Raw genomic sequence first — 18548 nt, forward strand, 5'->3', positions numbered from 1 at the left:
GGACAATTTGGCATAAATGGAAGGGATAGATGTAGGACACAAATACACAAATGTGTGCGTTTTTAAAGTGTCTACTTGACAGGGGCATGTTCACCACCAGGAGGACGCAGTCATCGCTCATAAGGACGCAGTCATCGCTCATAAGGACGCAGTCATCGCTCATAAGGACGCAGAATTCCACGATGAGGACGCAGTCGCCGCTCATAAGGACGCAGTCCCCATGTTCAAGACGCAGTCCCCGGTGAAAAGGACGCAGAATTCCCCGAGGAGGACGCGGTTATCGCTCATAAGGACGCAGTCCCATGTTCAAGACGCAATCCCCGGTGAAAAGGACGCAGAATTCCACGATGAGGACGCAGTCGCCGCTCATAAGGACGCAGTCCCCATGTTCAAGACGCAGCAGTCCCCGACTTAAAAGGTATAGGCCCCCCTAGAAATAAATTGCACCCACGTCTAAGATCACTTTTTATAAAGGAATTTTCTTAAAAAGGCAGGTTTTTCCCAACCTTAATTGAATTAGTTAATAGGATTTTTAAATACATTTTAAGAAGGAGAAGGTTCAATGATTGTGAAGAAACGAACAGTACCATTGAAGATTTTATGTAATGAGGCGCTGCTGAGAAGCATACCTCCTCGTCATCCAAAGCGCTCAATAATTGAAATGGACCTAAAGAATAGAAGGTCAGGTTTCCAAGGTGAACAGTCAATTGACTATTATTTGCATCTTCTTCCCGAAAGCCAATATCATATTTTCCACGATTTACGACTTACCGTTGATGGACGTTTTTATTTTCAAATCGATAATCTTCTTAATTCCCTTAACTTTCATCTCATCGTTGAAGTGAAAAATTACTCCGGTACCATCCTTTACGATCATAAGACCAACCAATTTTTTCAAATTGTAAAAGGTATAAAAAAAAGTATCGATAATCCACTTTCCCAAGTTAAGCGCCACAAACGACAGCTAAAAGATTGGAAGTCTAAACATAATTTCACAAATGTCCCTATTGAATACCTGGTTGTCTTTGGGAATCCAGCAACCATCCTCGAGACAACCAGTGACACCACACAAGTTTTCAAAAGAATTGTTCGTCCTGAACAACTTCTTGATAAAATTGAGGAATTTGAAGGGTTATATCCTAATCAGGTTTTAGATAATGTAAAAATAAATGATTTGGACCGACAATTATTACGGGCTCATACACCGCCTTCTATTGATATTTTCCAAACTTACGGTATGACAAGTGCCGAACTAATTATAGGTGTCCGATGCCCAGCTTGCGGATCTTATCCAATGAACCGTGAAAATAGAAAATGGTTATGCCCAGCTTGTGGCAATATATCAATGGATGCACATAAGCGAACAATTTTGGATTACCTTCTTATTCACGGCACAATAACCAATCAACAATGCCGTGAAAATCTCCTTTTACCTACCCGAAATGTTGCATATAAGATGCTAAAATCGTTGAACCTTCCTTATACAGGAGTTGGAACAAGGCGAACCTACCATCTTCCGCCACAAGCCCAGCTATCAACGTACCTCAACAAAAATGGGCTAGTGTAAGGTGAGATTTGGCAACCTGCCCTAAGACTCAACCACTCAGACTCCCACCAGGAACGCCAATCCACCTCATAGCAAACACTCCTGCCCCAGGCGCGACAATCTCGCTTGCAACAACTATCATCACCTGGCATATACCTTTAGAACGGCATACTGACTTGCCTCCCGGCTTTTTAACCAGTGCCCATTTAATAGCTTGTCCCCCAAATATTTAAGACCTGTCCATAAGATGAAGTAAAAAATTTTTCCGATTAATCGGTTGTAAAAAATCCCTGCCGCATGGTCAATTTGAATAAAAATTCAGCAAAACCCCTTGTCCTCCTTGACTTTTTGGCATATAACCCAAACTCGTATAATAAAATGTTACAAAACTCACAACGCGGGGTTTGAGGTGAGCGCGGCGGGCTTCCGGGCAACCATGCGATGGGTCTTGCTTGTAAGTCCGCCACAAAAATGTCTCATTTCGCAATGTCTTATTATTTTTGGGAGGCGAGTGGTGTGCACGATTACATCAAAGAGCGAACAATCAAGATTGGCAGGCATATCGTGGAGACGAAAAAGACAGTGCGAGTGATCGCGAAGGAATTCGGTGTGTCCAAAAGCACCGTCCATAAGGACTTAACAGAAAGGCTGCCGCTGATTAATCCGGAATTGGCTAACGAGGTCAAACACGTCCTCGATTATCACAAGTCAATCAGGCATTTGCGCGGCGGGGAAGCAACACGTCTAAAGTACCGAAAAAATATGGAGGAAGAGGTTGTTCAATAGTCCGTTTGGCTCTTGAAATGGTCGATTTAATTTTTTAGAAATAACTCCCTGTATATTATTTTTATGTTAAAATATAAAGATGATTTTAGTCGAATAATAGGAGAAATGAAAGAAGTTTGGAAACAGGGAGGATATTGAATGTTTTCTAAGGATATCGGGATAGACCTCGGGACAGCGAATGTTCTAATATACGTTAAAGGTCGAGGTATTGTGTTAAATGAGCCATCAGTTGTCGCCATAGATACCAGCACGAACAAACCGCTTGCCGTCGGTGAAGAGGCAAGACAAATGGTCGGTCGGACGCCCGGCAATATTGTCGCTATTAGACCGCTTCGCGACGGCGTTATCGCGGATTTCGACATCACTGAGATGATGTTGACGCATTTTATTAACAAAATTAATGTCAAGGGCTTTATTACTAAGCCGCGGATTCTGATTTGCACCCCTACCAACATCACGTCCGTTGAGCAAAAGGCCATCAAGGAAGCGGCTGAGAAAAGCGGCGGCAAACAAATTTATCTTGAAGAAGAACCGAAAGTGGCCGCGATTGGCGCAGGCATGGACATTTTCCAGCCGAGCGGCAATATGGTCGTTGACATCGGCGGTGGAACAACAGATATTGCTGTTATTTCCATGGGTGATATCGTCACCGCCACATCTATTCGTATGGCGGGCGACACTTTTGACCAGGAAATCCTAAATTATATTAAAAAAACGTACAAGCTGTTGATTGGCGAAAGAACCACCGAGGAAATAAAACTCACAATCGGCACGGTTTTCCCGGGATCCCGAGACGAAGAAATAACCATTCGCGGAAGAGACATGGTGTCAGGCTTACCCCAAACATTATCAATCCGATCCGATGAAATTAGAAGAGCATTGGAAGAACCTGTTTCCAACATCACTCAAGCTGCCAAAAATGTTCTCGAAAAAACACCGCCAGAATTATCCGCGGATATCATTGACCGCGGAATCATCCTTACAGGAGGCGGTGCGCTCCTGAATGGTATTGATCAATTGCTCGCTGAGGAATTGAAGGTACCGGTTGTTATTGCAGAAAATCCGATGACCTGTGTGGTCGAGGGCACAGGTCTCATGCTTGATCATTTGGACAAGCTTCCCAAACGTAAGTTGGGCTGAAGTTTTCATTAAAAATGTTTGTTCAAAAGGGAGGACAAAAAGAGCCGACACTTGCTATGCGTCGGAAGGTCAAGGCGGCGCGGTCTTTGAGCAGCGGAAAAGCAAGCTAACGAAGAGATTCGACAGCTATTTTTACCGGACCTTTTGAACATCCTCTAAGGAGCGATAAGGATGAGAGGATTTGACACTGCTGCAGCCGGCATGATTGCCCAAAGCCGCCGCCAGCAAATGCTGACGAATAACCTGGCCAATATGAAAACCCCGGGGTATAAAGCTGATAAAGCCGTTCTTCGCAGCTTCCCGGAAATGCTCATTTCCCGATTAGGTGGGGATACACCCGGGGCAAAGAAAGTAGGCGCTTTATCAACCGGTGTCTATATGCAAGAAATGATCCCTAATTTTAGACAAGGTCCTTTAGAAGAAACTGGGAAACCAACAGATGTAGCATTGATTCAAGGAAATCTCCCTGTCAATCCTGAAACTGGACAACCTGGTGCACTCTTTTTTACTGTGCAAACAGCTGACGGGTTGCGCTATACACGGGACGGTCATTTTACAATCGACGGCCAAGGGTTCCTGACGACAGCCAAAGGCCAATATGTCCTTGATGCGAACGGACGGAAAATCAATCTGCCATCCGATGAGTTTAAGGTATTAGAAAATGGAACGGTCGTGGTGGGCGATACACCCATTACTAAGATTGGCATTGCTTTTGCGGCGAACCCAAACCAGCTGACCAAGGTGGGCGGCGGCTTGTTCCGCCTTCAAGGCAAAACAGAAGCCCTTCCAGCAGCCCAAAATAATCCGAACGTTGGTTTCCAGCTTAGCCAGGGGTATCTTGAGCAATCCAATGTAGCACCCGAGCGGACGATGACAGACCTTTCAGCAACATATAGAGCCTTCGAGGCGAATCAGAAGGTGCTTCAAGCGTATGATCGCAGCATGGAGAAGGCCGTCAATCAAGTCGGACGGATTGGGTAGGAGGGTAACATATGGATCGTTCACTTACCACTGCATCGGCTGCAATGGGACAAATTCAAACAAAGATCGATGTCATAGCTAACAATCTGTCAAATGTCAATACCATGGGCTACAAAAGCAAGAGTGCAGTATTCACTAGCCTGCTGACGCAGCAGATTCAAAATGTGCCTGTGGATAGTGACCGGGCAGACAGACTGACACCGAAGGGCATTCGGATCGGCACAGGCTCGAAAGTCGGTGACATCCAACTGATCATGGTTCAAGGCGCCATCAATCAGACGGACCGCCCTTTGGATCTTGCCCTGACTAAGCCCAATCAGTTTTTCATGATCGGGGTTGTGGATGATAAAGGGCGGGAATCAACCCAATATACGCGGAACGGTGCCTTTTACCTTCAGAAAGATGCCAGCAATCCGGGCCAAATGATTCTTGTCACAGCGGATGGCAATGCCGTTCTTGGTTCTGATCATCAAAGGATCCAGATTCCGGCGGGGGCAACTGGCATTCATATTAATGCAGCTGGAGTGATCGAGAGCGTGATGCCCGATGGCAGCCATGTCGCGGCGGGCCCAATCGGATTGGTTTCAATCAGCCGCCCGCAGCTGCTAGAATCTAAGGGTGGAAGCTATTTTTCCCTCCCTAATTTGCAAAGTCTGGGTCTTGGCCTTAATGATGTGCGCAAGCTTATTGGCCTGCAGAATGCAGCGATACAGCAAGGTGCACTCGAAGCATCCAATGTGGATGTTACCCAGGAATTAACTGATCTTGTCGCTGCTGAGCGTTCTTATCAATTTAACGCCAGGGCAATATCAATTAGTGACCAAATGATGGGCCTTGTCAACTCGCTTCGTTAATAGAGAGACAAACGAGTGAAATAAATGAGGTAAGTGTGAGGATATAACATGTCTAAAAATGAAGGCATCAACGTCAAACAATCAAATATTGAGGAAGAAACAAGCCGGTTTAAGATAAAGCCTGCAGGCACGGGGAAAGATGAGGAAAGTCGTGAAAGCGGGATAACCGAGCTGCCTTTGGAACCACGAAGACGAGCCTTTCCAATTTGGCTCCGTCTCGTTGCGATTGTATTTTTTTCGGCATTTGCTCTGGTCGCCGGCGCCATGATCGGCTATGGGATCGTTGGGGACGGCAATGTCTTCGATGTTTTTAAAGTGGGCACTTGGCAGCATATTGTAGACATCATAAATAAAGGAACATAAGGTTCGCACAGATGGTCATGACCTGAGGACGAGCCTAAGAAAGGCGGATATTTATCATGCTAACGATTGAAGAAATTAAAGAGATTATTCCCCATCGCTATCCTTTTCTATTAGTTGACCGTATTTTGGAAGTGGAAGAAGGAAAAAAGGCGATCGGCATTAAGAATGTTTCCGGAAATGAGGATTTTTTTAACGGGCATTTTCCCGACTATCCGGTCATGCCGGGTGTTCTGATTGTCGAGGCCCTTGCTCAGGTCGGCGCTGTCGCCATGTTGAAAAAAGAGGAAAACCGCGGTCGGCTTGCTTTCTTCGCCGGGATCGACAAATGCCGCTTTAAGCGTCAGGTCAAGCCGGGCGACCAGCTCAAACTGGAAGTTGAAATGATCCGGTTCCGCGGCGCAATGGGCAAAGGAAAAGCCGTTGCTACCGTCGATGGTGAACTCGCCTGTGAAGCGGAAATCATGTTTGCTTTAGGGGATAAATAGTAAAAAAGTCAGGGGCCAGGCCCCTGACTTTTTTTTGGGGTCTGACCCCGAGGGGTCAGACCCCCTTTTTTATCACCGGCACACTTGTTTTCTTGTCCAGCAGAGACATGGAAACCATCGTGATCACGCTTGCCACAATGCCGTAAATAATCGGTGACGTCGCGCTCAGACCATCAATGGCAAATCCGACAAGGATGACGATGGTGCTGACAATGATCGAATAAAAGGATCCTTTTGCTGTTGCCTTTTTCCAAAATAGTCCCGCGAGTAACGGTACAAAGATGGCGCCGGACAGGATCGCATAGGCAACATCGAGGGCGACAAGGATATCCTGAATCCAAAGGGCGAAGATGATCGAAATCAGACCAAGCCCGAGTGTTGTAATGCGGGAAAGGGTAATGAACTGCTTGTCCTTAATATTAGGGAAGAAGTATTCTTTTATAATATCATTTGAAATTAATGTGGCTGAAGCAATGAGCCCGCCAGAAGCGGTCGACATTAAAGCTGAACAAACACTTGCCAGAATAATGCCAAGCATGCCTGAGGGAAGAATGGCAATCGCCATGCTGGCAAAGGTGTTCTGGGTATTCGTTAAGTCAGGAAGGACCAATAGTGCACACATGCCGATAACAGCGGCCGCTAAAGCATAGGCTATGCTGTATAAACCGGCCGATGCCGTGCTGATCCGGGCGGTTTTCGTATTCTTAGCGGTGAACACCCTTTGCCAGATATCCTGGGATACAATCAACCCGAAAAAGTATAGTAAGAAATACTGAAAGATCTGATCGACGCCTATGTTCGTGAAGCTGAAATAGGAGTCCGGAAGTTCAGCGAGCAAATGGTCAAATCCGCCTGCTTTTGCCAGGCTCATCGGCAGCATGATAAAGAACAATCCGATTGTCATGACGACAAATTGGATGATGTCGGTGACCGTCACGCTCCACATGCCTCCGAGAATTGTGTAAAACAGCACAATCCCGCCGCCAAGCAGCATCGAAAACGTTAAATTCCAATCAAGCAGAACATTGATGATAGCCCCCATACCGATAATTTGTGTAACCGTAATGAGCAGGGTGTAAATCGCGGTGACAACAGCACTGATTAACCGGGTCTGGTTATTATATCTTTTTCCGAGCAGTTCGCTGATTGTTAACACCTTATAACCAGATATCTTCTTTACAACAAAGATCCCAAGGGCCATGATACCTAAACCGATCATCACAACAAGCCAAATACCGGAAATACCGTATTGATAACCTAATGAGGTCGTTCCGAGCGTTGATGCACCGCCGATGATGACAGCTGACAGACACCCGAGATTCATGAACACGCCTAATCTTCTTCCTGCTAAGACATAGTCCTCAGACGACTTGGATTTCCTAGAGCCAATGATCCCGACAACAATTAATACAGCAAAATACAGCAGCAAGACAATAGTATCTGATGTTTCCATTCATATCCTCTCCGATTCGTTTTTTTTCAAAGGGAAGGGGACTGGGCAATTTTTGGTGTCCTGGTGAAACAGAAAAAACCGAGGGGAGCAGCCTTTTAGAAAAGGGATACCGCCTCCCAAAAGTCTAGTTTTGCAGCAAGCCCTGACGCTGCTCTTGCCGCCTTTTCATTGCTGTGAGGGTGATCATCTCATAAGCAACAGCCGAAGCCATCATCGCCGTCAGCTCCCCATGGTCATAAGAGGGCAAAACTTCGACAAGGTCGAATCCTACAATATTCAGCCCGTGCAGGTCCCTTACAAAACGCAACGCCTCATAGCTTGTAGGACCGGCGACCTCCGGGGTTCCTGTCCCTGGCGCATAGGCGGGATCGACAAAATCGATATCAAAGGAGACAAAGACGGGCATGCCTCCTGCACGCTGATGAATCCGGTTGACAACCTCTTGATGGCCAATTTTTCTGACCTCGGACATGGTGATAACTTCGAAGCCGAGATCCCTTGCCTCCTGCATATCTTCCGGTCCGTAAAGCGGTCCGCGCATGCCGATCTGAATGGAGCGGCTAGTATCAAGCAAACCCTCTTCGGCGGCCCGGCGGAACGGTGTCCCATGCGTATACTTTTCACCATAATAGGCGTCCCATGTGTCGCTGTGGGAGTCGAAGTGGACGAGTGCAAGCGGACCGTACTCTTTTGCAAAAGCCCGAAGATTGCCGAGTGAAATGGCATGGTCGCCTCCTAGGATAATAGGGACGATTGCTTCTTTTAAAATCGGTTCAAGGCCGCTTTCGATATTTTTATAGGTTTGATGAACGTTCCCCGGAACGACATCAATGTCCCCATAATCAACGCCGGAACAATACTCGAAAATATTGATGTCTTGCTCAGGGTTGTAGGGGCGCAGCAATGACGAGAAATTGCGGATGTGCTGCGGGCCATGGCGCTGGCCTGTGCGATTGGTAGCCGCCGTATCAAAAGGAACGCCGATGACGGCAAAATCAACGTTCTTGGTTGTCTGGATATTTTCCAATCTCATAAATGTCCGAATCCCGCAAAAGCGGGGTGATGTTGAAGCGTCTTTTGGCTTGTACATTTGACACACTCCCTTAATGATTTTGGCAGCCGGTTTCAAATTCGAGAAGGGCTTCATCAAGCTTCCCTAATCCTTCATCAATTTGGTTTTTATTCACGGTCAGCGGCGGAATCATCCGAATCACTTCTCCCTGGCTCCCGCATAAATAGAATAGGACACCTTTTTCAAGACATTTGTCCAAAATGGTCATTAAAATATCGCCGCTAGGTGTCCGTGTAACTGGATCGACAATCTCGATGCCGATCATCAACCCAAGCGCCCTGACTTCTCCAATGGTCTGATGATTCATTTTTAAAAGGTTTAACTGCTTGGCAGCATACTCGCCCATATTCTTGGCGTTTTCAATGAGTTGCTCCTCTTTCATGACCCCAAGCGTCGCTAAGGCGGCCGAACAAGCAATAGGATTTCCCCCGAAAGTTGTGCCATGACTGCCAAGCGGCCATTGTTTCATTAAGTCCTTTGAAGCAACGGTGGCGCTGAGCGGCAGCCCCGAGGCGATCCCTTTGGCAATCGCCATGATGTCAGGCGTCACCCCGAATGTCTGGGCGGCGAACCAGTCGCCGGTCCGGCCAAATCCTGTTTGCACTTCATCAAAGATTAATAGCATGCCATGTTCATTGCAGATGTCCCTGACGGCTTGCATCCATTTCTTTGGCGGGACAATATAACCGCCTTCCCCAAGAACCGGCTCGAGAATAACGCAAGCGACTTCCTCGGGTGTCACCTGGTGCCGGAACAAGGAGTCGAAGTCTTTTTTTAATTTGGTGACGGAATAGTCCTCGGGGTCTTGCCCCGCCGGACAATCCTTCACGTCCGCATAAGGGATTTGATAAGTCAGCCCATTTGGCTGCAGGAATTTGCGGTACTTGCTTTTTGACGTCGTCACACTGAGAGCGCCTAGTGACCGTCCGTGAAAGCAGCCTGTAAAGGACACAACGTATGGCCTTCTCGTGACATGTTTGGCTAATTTAATCGCGCCTTCGATCGCCTCTGTCCCGCTGTTAGCAAAGAAAAAGCAGTCCAGTCCATTAGGGAGGACCGTTGATAACTCTTCCGCCAACCGCAAAATCGATTCATACATGATGACGCCTGAAGGCCCATGCATCAGCTGATCGGCGCCATCCTTTATCGCCTGAACAACCTTGGGATGGCGGTGCCCTGTATTAGCTGTCGCGATGCCAGACGTAAAATCGAGATACTTCCTGCCATCTAGTCCGTAGTAATAACACCCCTCTTCTTTAATGACTGGAAGATTTGGGTGATCCTTTGCCATGGTTGGTGCTAATAAGTCGGGCATTTGCTGAAATAAACGGCTCAATTCTTGCGGCATGTCATCTTCCCCCTCGTGGTAGATTTCCTTGGAGTTTGACTATTTGTACTTGTAAAAAAACTGATGCAAATTTTATGCCAACGTTCAATTAAGGCCGTGTTTCTTAAGCTTTCTTACAACGGAAGGCTGGCTGATTTCCAATGCCTTGCCAATGGCTGTTGTCGTGCTGTATTGCTTTTTTGCATGCAACAACACTTGTTTCTCGACGTCATTCAGAATTTGCCGCAAAGGTGCGGGGGTGTCGGCATAATCCGCGGCGCCGCCCTCCAAAACATGCTCAGGCAGACAGTCGGTAGTAATTAAGGAAGAGGGGGAGGTCACGACCAAACGTTCAATCAGGTTAATCAGCTCTCTGACATTGCCTTTCCACTCATAATATAAAAGGTGCGCGATCACGGCTTCATCGAGCTTGCGGTCCCTGCCGTATTTTTGTGTAAAATGGTTCAGGAAATGATCGATTAACGGCAGGATATCCTCAGTCCGGTCACGCAAGGGCGGAATGGTAATCGGCACGACGTTAAGTCTAAAATAAAGGTCTTCTCTAAACTTTCTTTCGGTGATCGCTTTCCTAAGGTTTTTATTTGTTGCGGCGATCAAGCGAAAATCAACCTTCCGCGGCATCGTTCCGCCAACCCTGAGGAACTTTTTTTCTTGTATGAGCTTCAACAGTTTGACCTGGTGCTCTGGAGCTAATTCACCAATCTCGTCAAGAAACAGTGTTCCGCCATCGGCAAGCTCCGCGAGACCCAGTTTCCCCTTGCGGCTTGCCCCCGTGAAGGCGGAGGGCTCGTACCCAAAAAGTTCGGATTCAAACAAGCTGGCTGGGATCGCCCCGCAATTGACTTCAATGAATGGCCCCTTGCATCTTGGGCTTTTTCGGTGAATAAATGCAGCAATCAACGATTTGCCTGCGCCGGATTCCCCCAGCAATAAGACATTGGCGTCGACCCCGGATACTTGTGAAGAGACATCCAGCACTTTTTTCATCTCATTGCTGTTGGCAATAACGCCGTCATCATAAAACTGCTTATTTCTGAGCAAATCGAGCTCGGTTTTGACTTTCTCGATTTCTTCTTCCATTGACTTCAGATATTTTTTCACTTCCAACAGCTCTGTGACATCATGAGAATAACTGACAATCCTTTTTAAGCTGCCCTGTTGGTCAAAGACAGGGATACCGGTAACGAGCAGCTTTTTCCCCGCGCCTGTTGTTTGGACAAAGGTTAATTTCTTTTTTTCCTTAATAACCATGGGTGTCACAGTCGGTGTGAACAATCCCTCCTTTTCAAGATCATACACGGATCTGCCGATGATATCGGCCGAATCAATGTCATAGATGTCCCCGCTTGTTTTGCTTGCTCTCAAAATAATGCCATCCAAGTTGGTGACAATAATATCATCCTGGAGGGATTGCAGAATCGCTTCATTTTCATCCCATTCAGCCGCGTGCCGCCTATCTCGTTTCATAAAGGATCACTCCAATTATTCATTTTTAAATTATTTATTGCGGAAACCATATAAATAAAGGGTTGCTGGGTTATTTGTTTTTGTATTATATTATTTATTTTTGAATAATTATAACAAATCGAGGAGTAGTAGGGTACTTATTATTGATATTTTGAGATTGTTGACATTTGGTTGGTTTAGTAATAAACTGAAGGAGCACGATTGGTTTATTATTAAACTGATAAAATAAAAGCAGGGCAGGTGGTCATATGACTGAAAACAATCATCATGCGAAGCGCTTAGGTTTGTCGCTTTGGTTCCGTTTGGCCCGATTTTATACTCACAGCATTCGCAGGACAAACCAGCATTTGAAAGAGTGGGGCTTGTCCGCGTCCCAATTTGACATTTTGGTCCAGGTCGGGGTCCACAATCGTCTGACACAGCAGGAATTGGCGGATAAGCTTTTTGTGACAAAAGGAAATGTGACACAGATGATCAATAAAATGGAACAGTTAGGCTGGATCAAACGCGAGCAGGAATGGAAAACGAAGTATTTGTCACTGACTGACACGGGGGCAGCTCTATATAAAGAAGTGGTTCCGCCGCAAGAGCAATTTCAAGCAGAACAGTTCAGCAAACTGACTACGGAAGAACAAAAGCAGCTTCTTATATTGTTGCGAAAGCTGCAGAAGGAGGACTGACAATGAATTTAAAAGGCATCCATCATGTCTCAGCATTAACTGCGAAGGCTGACAAAAATTATAATTTTTATACTAAAACACTTGGTTTGCGGCTCGTTAAGAAAACGGTGAATCAAGATGACACATCTGTCTATCATTTGTTTTATGGGGATGAAAAGGGGAATCCCGGGACGGAATTAACCTTTTTTGAAATCCCTATGGCGGCACCCAATCACAATGGTGTCAACAGCATCTCTGCCATTTCCTTGCGTGTCGCCGGGGACGCGGCTTTAACATACTGGAAAAACCGCTTTGCTGAAGAGGGAATAAATCATGAGGACATCGTAGAGCGGGCTGGCCGGCTGACGCTTGCGTTCGAGGACTTTGAGGGGCAAAGGCTGATTTTGGTCTCGGATGAAAACGATCAGGGCATTCAAGGCGGCAAGCCTTGGAGCCAAAGTCCGATCCCTGGGGAATATGGGATTATTGGGCTCGGGCCAGTCAGGTTGACCGTTCGCCATCCGGAATCTACTATAAAAGTTTTAACTGAGATAATGGGATTTCGCCAAAAGGGTCAATACCCATCTCATATCGAAGGTCAGCCGGATATTATCGTTTTTGAAACGGGTGAAGGCGGAAGCGGGGCGGAAATTCATATTGAAGAACGGCAAGATCTTCCGCCGGAACGTCTCGGCCGCGGCGGCGTCCATCATGTTGCCTTCCGTGTTGACAACATGGAGGAGCTGCACGAGTGGATTCACAAAATACAAGATGCGGGATTCCCGAACTCGGGATTTGTCGATCGCTTTTATTTCCGATCCCTCTACTTCCGTGAACCGAACGGCATCCTATTCGAAATCGCAACCGACGGCCCCGGCTTTGCTACTGACGAAGACTTGGCCCATTTAGGCGAAAATCTCGCCTTGCCGCCATTTCTTGAATCAGATCGGGAAGAAATCGAAGCAAGGCTGAAGCCTTTAGACACAAAGCCGGAATAATTTTTGTGGGGGTTGGACTGAGCCCGCCCGAAAAAAGGCCCGAGCCCGAGCGAAAATGGCGCGAGGACGCCTAAAGGACCGAAACCGCCGCAATCCAACTGCCTAGAGCCAAATACCCGGAACCATTTTTATGGGCTTGCCTGCTTGAGCATCCGACGATACATTAGCGACGCGTACAGTGTACAATATATTAGGAGATGCATTCCCTTTTATCCATAATGATACTTGGATTTGGGCAAACGGCGCCCATTTATCATAAGATTTACAAGCGGGAGGACAACATGAAGGTATTAGGCATATCCGGTACGGTGGTGGGTTCGAAAACACCGGTGATTGTGCAAAGTGTCCTTGATGAAATCAAAAGCAACGATCAATCCGTGAATATTGATCTGCTTAATTTAAAGGACTATGATGTTAAGTTTTGCGACGGCAGAGATCCCATGACCTATACTGGTGATACAAAGATAGTCATTCAGAAGATAACTGAGGCGGATTGCTATATTATTGGAACACCTGTATTTCAGGGTTCCATACCCGGGGCTTTGAAAAACCTCTTTGATTTGCTGCCGCTTTCAGCTTTAAGACATAAAGTTGTCGGTTATATCGCCACCGGCGGTTCATACCAGCATTACTCGGCGGTTGAAAATCAATTGCGGCCAATCCTAAGCTACTTCAGGGCTTATGTTGCCCCAGGCTATACCTATGTTCATTCAAACCATTTTAACGAAAAGAACGAGATTAATTCACCGGAAATAACTGGGAGGATTTCAAGCTTGGCAAAAGAAATTCTCTTCCTGCAAAAAGCGATTGAAAGAGGGGGCTGACTCCTCTTTCACAATAAAATAACACCAACCGCTAACCGGCTGGTGTTGATCCTAAATTTTTAAGGATAAGTAAGAGGGGGGTCATAAAGAAATTAGGTTTGGGATTAATAAAAGGATACCCGATTTTCAGAAGGCTAAACCTAAATATAAAACCTTTTTATAGAGGCATTTCTAGTAAAAAGGACCGGGGTAAAGCCCCTTTTTTAAAACTGACATTGACAAACTGTCGGCAGAAGACTAAAATATCTGTAACAGGTTACATGGCGAAACATAAAGTCGCAATGTGGCCTGTTTTCTTTTGCCTATAAAAGAAAAGTTTCAAGGTGACAAATGCAGTCTAGCTTTTGAACATAAAGTCTTCGATCCCCTCTCTTACATTCGTATTTTTGAAATCAAATTTTCACGCCCTAATTCCATCCATAATATATGCGCGCCCCCCAGTGAAAATATACACGCACCCAATTTTTACACTCTTCCAATTTGACAAACTATAATAGCGCGATGTAATCTATAAGGGGGTTACTCAAATGGTAGTAACCAAAGAGAGACTTTAAATGCAAGCCACATAGGAGCACTTGCTGTTAAACCAATTGGAAGCGGCAACAATGATAATCTATAAAAATAGCAGTGTCGATCAACGCAGGTTAACAATGGGGGAAGACCCTAAGCAAGCAAGAGAACATCCCAGATTTCCCTATTTGCCGCTGGCCGCGTACATATTGCTTTGGGGTTGGACCATTTAAACAAGTCTTTGTGTAACCGGTTCCACATCTCATGTTAATTTGGATATTTGGCGTCCGTTAAGGGCCTGTCAAATAAATTTAACAGAAAGATAGGGTGATAGAGTATGGGGAAGAAAATAGGTTTATCTATGTTAATCGCTCTTTTATTGTCATTTTCACCTCTTGTATCACATTTTACAGCACAGGCGAAAGGAAATGGCGGCAAAGATGACATCGCTTTTCAAATGCTTGCAGTCAATGACTTTCACGGTAACCTAAATACCGAAAATGAGTTAAATACAGACGGCAAGTCCTTGAAAGTCGGTGGAGCCGCGTATCTTGCTACACACTTAAATCTAGCAGAACAAGACATGTCAGAGAAGTCCAAGAAAAAAGGGATCAAATCCTATTCCCTTCGTCTGCACGCTGGGGACCTTGTCGGAGCAAGCCCGCCGATCTCTTCTCTGCTTCAGGATGAACCGACGGTAAAGGCTTTTAATGCGATGCATTTTAAAGTTGGAGCTCTGGGAAACCACGAATTCGATGAAGGGATACCGGAATTGAAGCGGCTTCTGTACGCGACCTCCGTCCATCCGATGGTAAAAAAATATACTCAAGGTTTTGATTACAATTATAAAGGGATTGACAGCGACTTCGATTATCTGGCAGCGAACGTTGTAGATAAAAAAAGCGGCAAACCCATTTTTCAGCCATATACGGTTAAAAATATCGGCGGCGTGAAAGTAGGGTTCATCGGAGTTGTGACATTGGAAACGTTAACGTCTGCGATGCCTAAATACGTGAAGCCTTATCAATTTCTTGATGAAGCGAAAGTGATTAACAAATATACTAAGGAGCTCCAAAGCAAAGGGGTCCATGCGATAGTCGTTATCGGCCACGTCCCCGCAGTCACGAAAGATGGCAAAACAACCGGCCGTTTTGCCGATATTGCCAAAAAGATTAATGACGATGTTGATATTATTTTTGCGGGACACAATCATGAATATGCCAACGGCTTTGTCGATGGCAAACTGATCATCGAAGACCGTTTGTATGGCGAAGCTTTTGGTGATGTCAGAGCGAAGCTTGATCCAAACACCCAAGACTTTGTAAAAGGGTCAATTAAGGCAAAAGTGGTGCCAAATACAAGGGATGTAAAACCAGACCCAGAGATTCAGAAAATTGTTGATCAAGCAAATGAAATTACCGATCAGGTCACAAAAAAGCCAATCGGCTACGCGGAAAATGGCAAACCAATCGGTAAGAAGAAACCTGAAGACGGCGAAAATCCTTTGGGAAATTTAATAACCGATGGCCAACGCAAAATGATGGGAACTGACTTTGCCATCACTAACTCCGGGGGTATTCGCGACGCGCTGAAACTTAAGACAAATGATCAGGGACAACATGTCATTACTTGGGGAGCAGCTTACACTGTCCAGCCGTTTCAGAACCAACTTGGCGCATACAAATTGACAGGCAAAGACATTAAGGAAGGTTTGAATCAGCAATGGCAAAACCCGGATCACATCATGTTTCTGCAGTTTTCCGGATTTAAATACACTTACGTTGACGGCAGCAAAAGCCCTGGTTGCGATCAAAAATACTGTGTCAAAGATATTTACCTTCCAAACGGATCAAAATTGGAAATGGACAAGACCTATACTGTCGGTATGAATGAATTTTTAGCAAATGGCGGGGATGCTTTTACCGCTTTTGCGAAAGGAAAATTGGTTCAGCCTTATAAATCCGATACGGACACTTTTATTGATTATATTAAGAAGTTAAATGCTGAAGGCAAGAAAATTGATCCGAAAATTGAAGGCCGTGCCACATTGGTTAAGCCAGTAAAAGATGACCAAAATAACGGCTCAAACGGGGCAGTCCACAGTGACCATACAAATACTGGCCATAAGCTTCCAAATACGGCCACTAATATTTACAACATTTTATTAGCAGGTATTGTGTTCATTGCAGCAGGCCTTTTCACCTTGGTCTTTCGAAGAAAAAGGGTCTAATATGACCGGGAATGTCCCTAAAACAACAATTTAGGGATGTTCCCCGGGTTAATTGGGTGGTGGTTTAATGCGCAAAGTGATTGGCATTTTATTAATGGCGATAGGCATGGTTTTTGTTTCCGTTGCCGGATGCAAACTATGGCTGCATCATACTGGCCAAGTCCACGCGATCCATAAGGCAGAAGCCAGTGTAAAGGGCGCGGATAGCCCTGGCAAACAGCTTGCCGCACAGAAAACGTTTCATCCTGATAAAGGGCAGGTCATCGGCCTTTTGAAAATACCCGAGATTAACCTGCAACAGCCGATCATCGAAGGGTCTAGTCAGGAGGTGCTCGCCAAAGGGGTTGGCCACTACAGGGGCACGGCATTTCCCGGACAGCATGATCAAATTGTGTTATCAGGCCACAGGGACACTGTTTTCCGGCGCTTAGGCGAATTAAAAAGCGGGGATAAAATCATTCTTCAACTGCCTTATGGAACATTTGACTATGTAATGAAAGACTCGAAGATTGTTTCAGCGGATGATAGAACAGTGATCCATGCCACTGCCCCCAAAGAAGTTTTGACGATGTCGACATGCTATCCCTTTCATTATATCGGCAATGCGCCCAAACGCTATGTCATCAGTGCCTATCTTGAGAAGACGGAGTAACAACAGCCTGACACAAATAAAAATAAAACAATGGGGGATCATGTCATGAGAGTTGTTTTTTTTATCACTGGCTTGCTGTTCGTTCTTTCACTGATAAAGACGAAGTCAATACCCGAGGCGAAAACGCCAATCTGAATACCAGAAAAATAATTATTAACGCAGCAAAGGAGACTACCATTATGAAAAATATCATTCTAGATGTCGATACAGGAATCGATGACGCACTTGCTATCAGCTATGCTGTTCAATCCCCGGAATTGAATATCTTAGGGATCACAACAAGCTTTGGCAATACATCTGTCCCGGAAGCGACCCGCAATACTCTTCAAGTCTTGGAGGTTCTTGGCGCTCGTGACATTCCGGTCATCCCTGGGGTAGAAGAAAAGTTCAACGGCGATGTCCATCGTGATAAAACAGTTTGGATTCATGGGCAAAACGGCATTGGTGATGCTGTCCTGCCGGAAGCAGCCGGCAAGCCGTTAGACATGCTCGCACATGATTTTATAATTTCCGCTGTTCGTGATCATCCCCATGATGTCACAATCTTGACGGTCGCAAGTCAAGTCAATTTGGCGATGGCGATCCAAAAAGATCCCGGCATCGTGCCGTTGATCGATGATGTGATTGTCATGGGCGGTGCTGTGACAGTACCCGGGAATGTTACCCCTTTTGCCGAGGCTAATATTCATACTGATGCAGACGCAGCCCAATTTACATTTCAATCTGGTTTGCCTGTCACCCTTGTCGGTCTCGATGTCACTAAGAAAACACTGCTTAAGAGGGACGTTTTGCAGACGTGGAGAAAAGAGGGGACGGACTTGGCCCGTATTTTAGCGGATGCCTGTGATTTCTATATGAATGCTTATGCGAAAAACGAACCCGATTTAAATGGCTGCGCCCTTCACGATCCATTAACGGTAGGCGCCGCGATTGATCCCTCGTTTGTTAAAACGGTGCCGATGACCATTGATGTCGTCACTGAAGGGGAGAAAGTTGGCCAAACAATCGGGGAGAAAGGGGCGAATGAAAGGCCCATACAAGTGTGTCTGGAAGTTGATAGTGACCGGTTCGTATCACATTTTTTAGAGCGGGTAACGGGTCATGAGGCGCTTTGAAAATTTAAAATTGTTTATTGACAAACAAAACACGGAGGTCTAAAATACTCTGTAACGGGTTACAT

Annotated in this window: 18 protein-coding genes; 14 read left to right on the forward strand and 4 right to left on the reverse strand. The window is 45.8% G+C overall.

Going from position 1 to position 18548, the window contains the following annotated elements; translation table 11 throughout:
• The first annotated feature begins 562 nt into the window (after positions 1-562).
• From EV207_RS21480 to fabZ, 7 genes are all read left to right on the forward strand, one after another.
• Positions 563-1567, forward strand: coding sequence for a nuclease-related domain-containing protein (locus tag EV207_RS21480; RefSeq protein WP_132748322.1), 1005 nt, complete (start codon positions 563-565; stop codon positions 1565-1567).
• A gap of 495 nt (positions 1568-2062) precedes the next feature.
• The gene (gene spoIIID / locus EV207_RS21485; protein WP_132748324.1) at positions 2063-2332 is read left to right on the forward strand and encodes a sporulation transcriptional regulator SpoIIID; all 270 of its coding nucleotides are present in this window, start codon (positions 2063-2065) and stop codon (positions 2330-2332) included.
• Positions 2333-2470: 138 nt separating this feature from the next.
• A complete protein-coding gene (gene mreB / locus EV207_RS21490; protein ID WP_132748326.1) occupies positions 2471-3472 on the forward strand; it encodes a rod shape-determining protein in 1002 nt (333 codons plus the stop codon).
• Positions 3473-3643: 171 nt separating this feature from the next.
• Positions 3644-4453, forward strand: a complete 810-nt coding sequence (locus EV207_RS21495) for a flagellar hook-basal body protein (RefSeq protein WP_132748327.1) — start codon at positions 3644-3646, stop codon at positions 4451-4453.
• An 11-nt stretch (positions 4454-4464) separates the two neighbouring features.
• On the forward strand, positions 4465-5307 hold the full coding sequence (locus EV207_RS21500) for a flagellar hook-basal body protein (RefSeq protein WP_132748329.1): 843 nt from the start codon (positions 4465-4467) through the stop codon (positions 5305-5307).
• A 48-nt stretch (positions 5308-5355) separates the two neighbouring features.
• On the forward strand, positions 5356-5670 hold the full coding sequence (locus EV207_RS21505; RefSeq protein ID WP_132748331.1) for a DNA-directed RNA polymerase subunit beta: 315 nt from the start codon (positions 5356-5358) through the stop codon (positions 5668-5670).
• Positions 5671-5726: 56 nt separating this feature from the next.
• Positions 5727-6155 carry a 3-hydroxyacyl-ACP dehydratase FabZ gene (fabZ, locus tag EV207_RS21510; RefSeq protein ID WP_132748333.1) on the forward strand — a complete coding sequence of 143 codons (429 nt, stop codon included), beginning with the start codon at positions 5727-5729 and terminating at the stop codon, positions 6153-6155.
• A gap of 55 nt (positions 6156-6210) precedes the next feature.
• Here fabZ and EV207_RS21515 read toward each other — a convergent pair whose 3' ends face one another.
• The 4 genes from EV207_RS21515 to EV207_RS21530 all read right to left on the reverse strand — a co-directional run bounded on the left by EV207_RS21515 (position 6211) and on the right by EV207_RS21530 (position 11495).
• Positions 6211-7608, reverse strand: a complete 1398-nt coding sequence (locus tag EV207_RS21515) for a sodium:solute symporter family protein (RefSeq protein WP_132748335.1) — start codon at positions 7606-7608, stop codon at positions 6211-6213.
• Between the two features lie 124 nt (positions 7609-7732).
• Complete coding sequence (speB, locus tag EV207_RS21520) at positions 7733-8698, reverse strand: agmatinase (RefSeq protein WP_132748337.1); 966 nt, start codon at positions 8696-8698, stop codon at positions 7733-7735.
• Between the two features lie 13 nt (positions 8699-8711).
• Positions 8712-10028 carry an aspartate aminotransferase family protein gene (locus tag EV207_RS21525; RefSeq protein ID WP_132748339.1) on the reverse strand — a complete coding sequence of 439 codons (1317 nt, stop codon included), beginning with the start codon at positions 10026-10028 and terminating at the stop codon, positions 8712-8714.
• An 84-nt stretch (positions 10029-10112) separates the two neighbouring features.
• A complete protein-coding gene (locus EV207_RS21530) occupies positions 10113-11495 on the reverse strand; it encodes a sigma-54 interaction domain-containing protein (protein ID WP_132748341.1) in 1383 nt (460 codons plus the stop codon).
• A gap of 248 nt (positions 11496-11743) precedes the next feature.
• Between EV207_RS21530 and EV207_RS21535 the strand changes: the two genes are divergently transcribed.
• From EV207_RS21535 to EV207_RS21560, 7 genes are all read left to right on the forward strand, one after another.
• The gene (locus EV207_RS21535; RefSeq protein ID WP_132748343.1) at positions 11744-12175 is read left to right on the forward strand and encodes a MarR family winged helix-turn-helix transcriptional regulator; all 432 of its coding nucleotides are present in this window, start codon (positions 11744-11746) and stop codon (positions 12173-12175) included.
• 2 nt (positions 12176-12177) lie between these two features.
• Positions 12178-13152, forward strand: coding sequence for a ring-cleaving dioxygenase (locus EV207_RS21540; protein ID WP_132748345.1), 975 nt, complete (start codon positions 12178-12180; stop codon positions 13150-13152).
• Between the two features lie 281 nt (positions 13153-13433).
• On the forward strand, positions 13434-13976 hold the full coding sequence (locus EV207_RS21545) for an NADPH-dependent FMN reductase (RefSeq protein WP_132748347.1): 543 nt from the start codon (positions 13434-13436) through the stop codon (positions 13974-13976).
• A gap of 605 nt (positions 13977-14581) precedes the next feature.
• Positions 14582-14719: a hypothetical protein gene (locus EV207_RS23230; RefSeq protein ID WP_165887037.1), complete on the forward strand. Its 138-nt coding sequence runs from the start codon at positions 14582-14584 to the stop codon at positions 14717-14719.
• Between the two features lie 104 nt (positions 14720-14823).
• On the forward strand, positions 14824-16716 hold the full coding sequence (locus tag EV207_RS21550) for a bifunctional metallophosphatase/5'-nucleotidase (protein WP_132748348.1): 1893 nt from the start codon (positions 14824-14826) through the stop codon (positions 16714-16716).
• A 67-nt stretch (positions 16717-16783) separates the two neighbouring features.
• Positions 16784-17368, forward strand: coding sequence for a class D sortase (locus EV207_RS21555; RefSeq protein ID WP_132748350.1), 585 nt, complete (start codon positions 16784-16786; stop codon positions 17366-17368).
• Between the two features lie 179 nt (positions 17369-17547).
• The gene (locus tag EV207_RS21560) at positions 17548-18483 is read left to right on the forward strand and encodes a nucleoside hydrolase (protein ID WP_132748351.1); all 936 of its coding nucleotides are present in this window, start codon (positions 17548-17550) and stop codon (positions 18481-18483) included.
• Positions 18484-18548: the final 65 nt, after the last annotated feature.

The sequence above is a fragment of the Scopulibacillus darangshiensis genome, from assembly GCF_004341035.1.
Classification (GTDB): Bacteria; Bacillota; Bacilli; order Bacillales; family Sporolactobacillaceae; genus Scopulibacillus; species Scopulibacillus darangshiensis.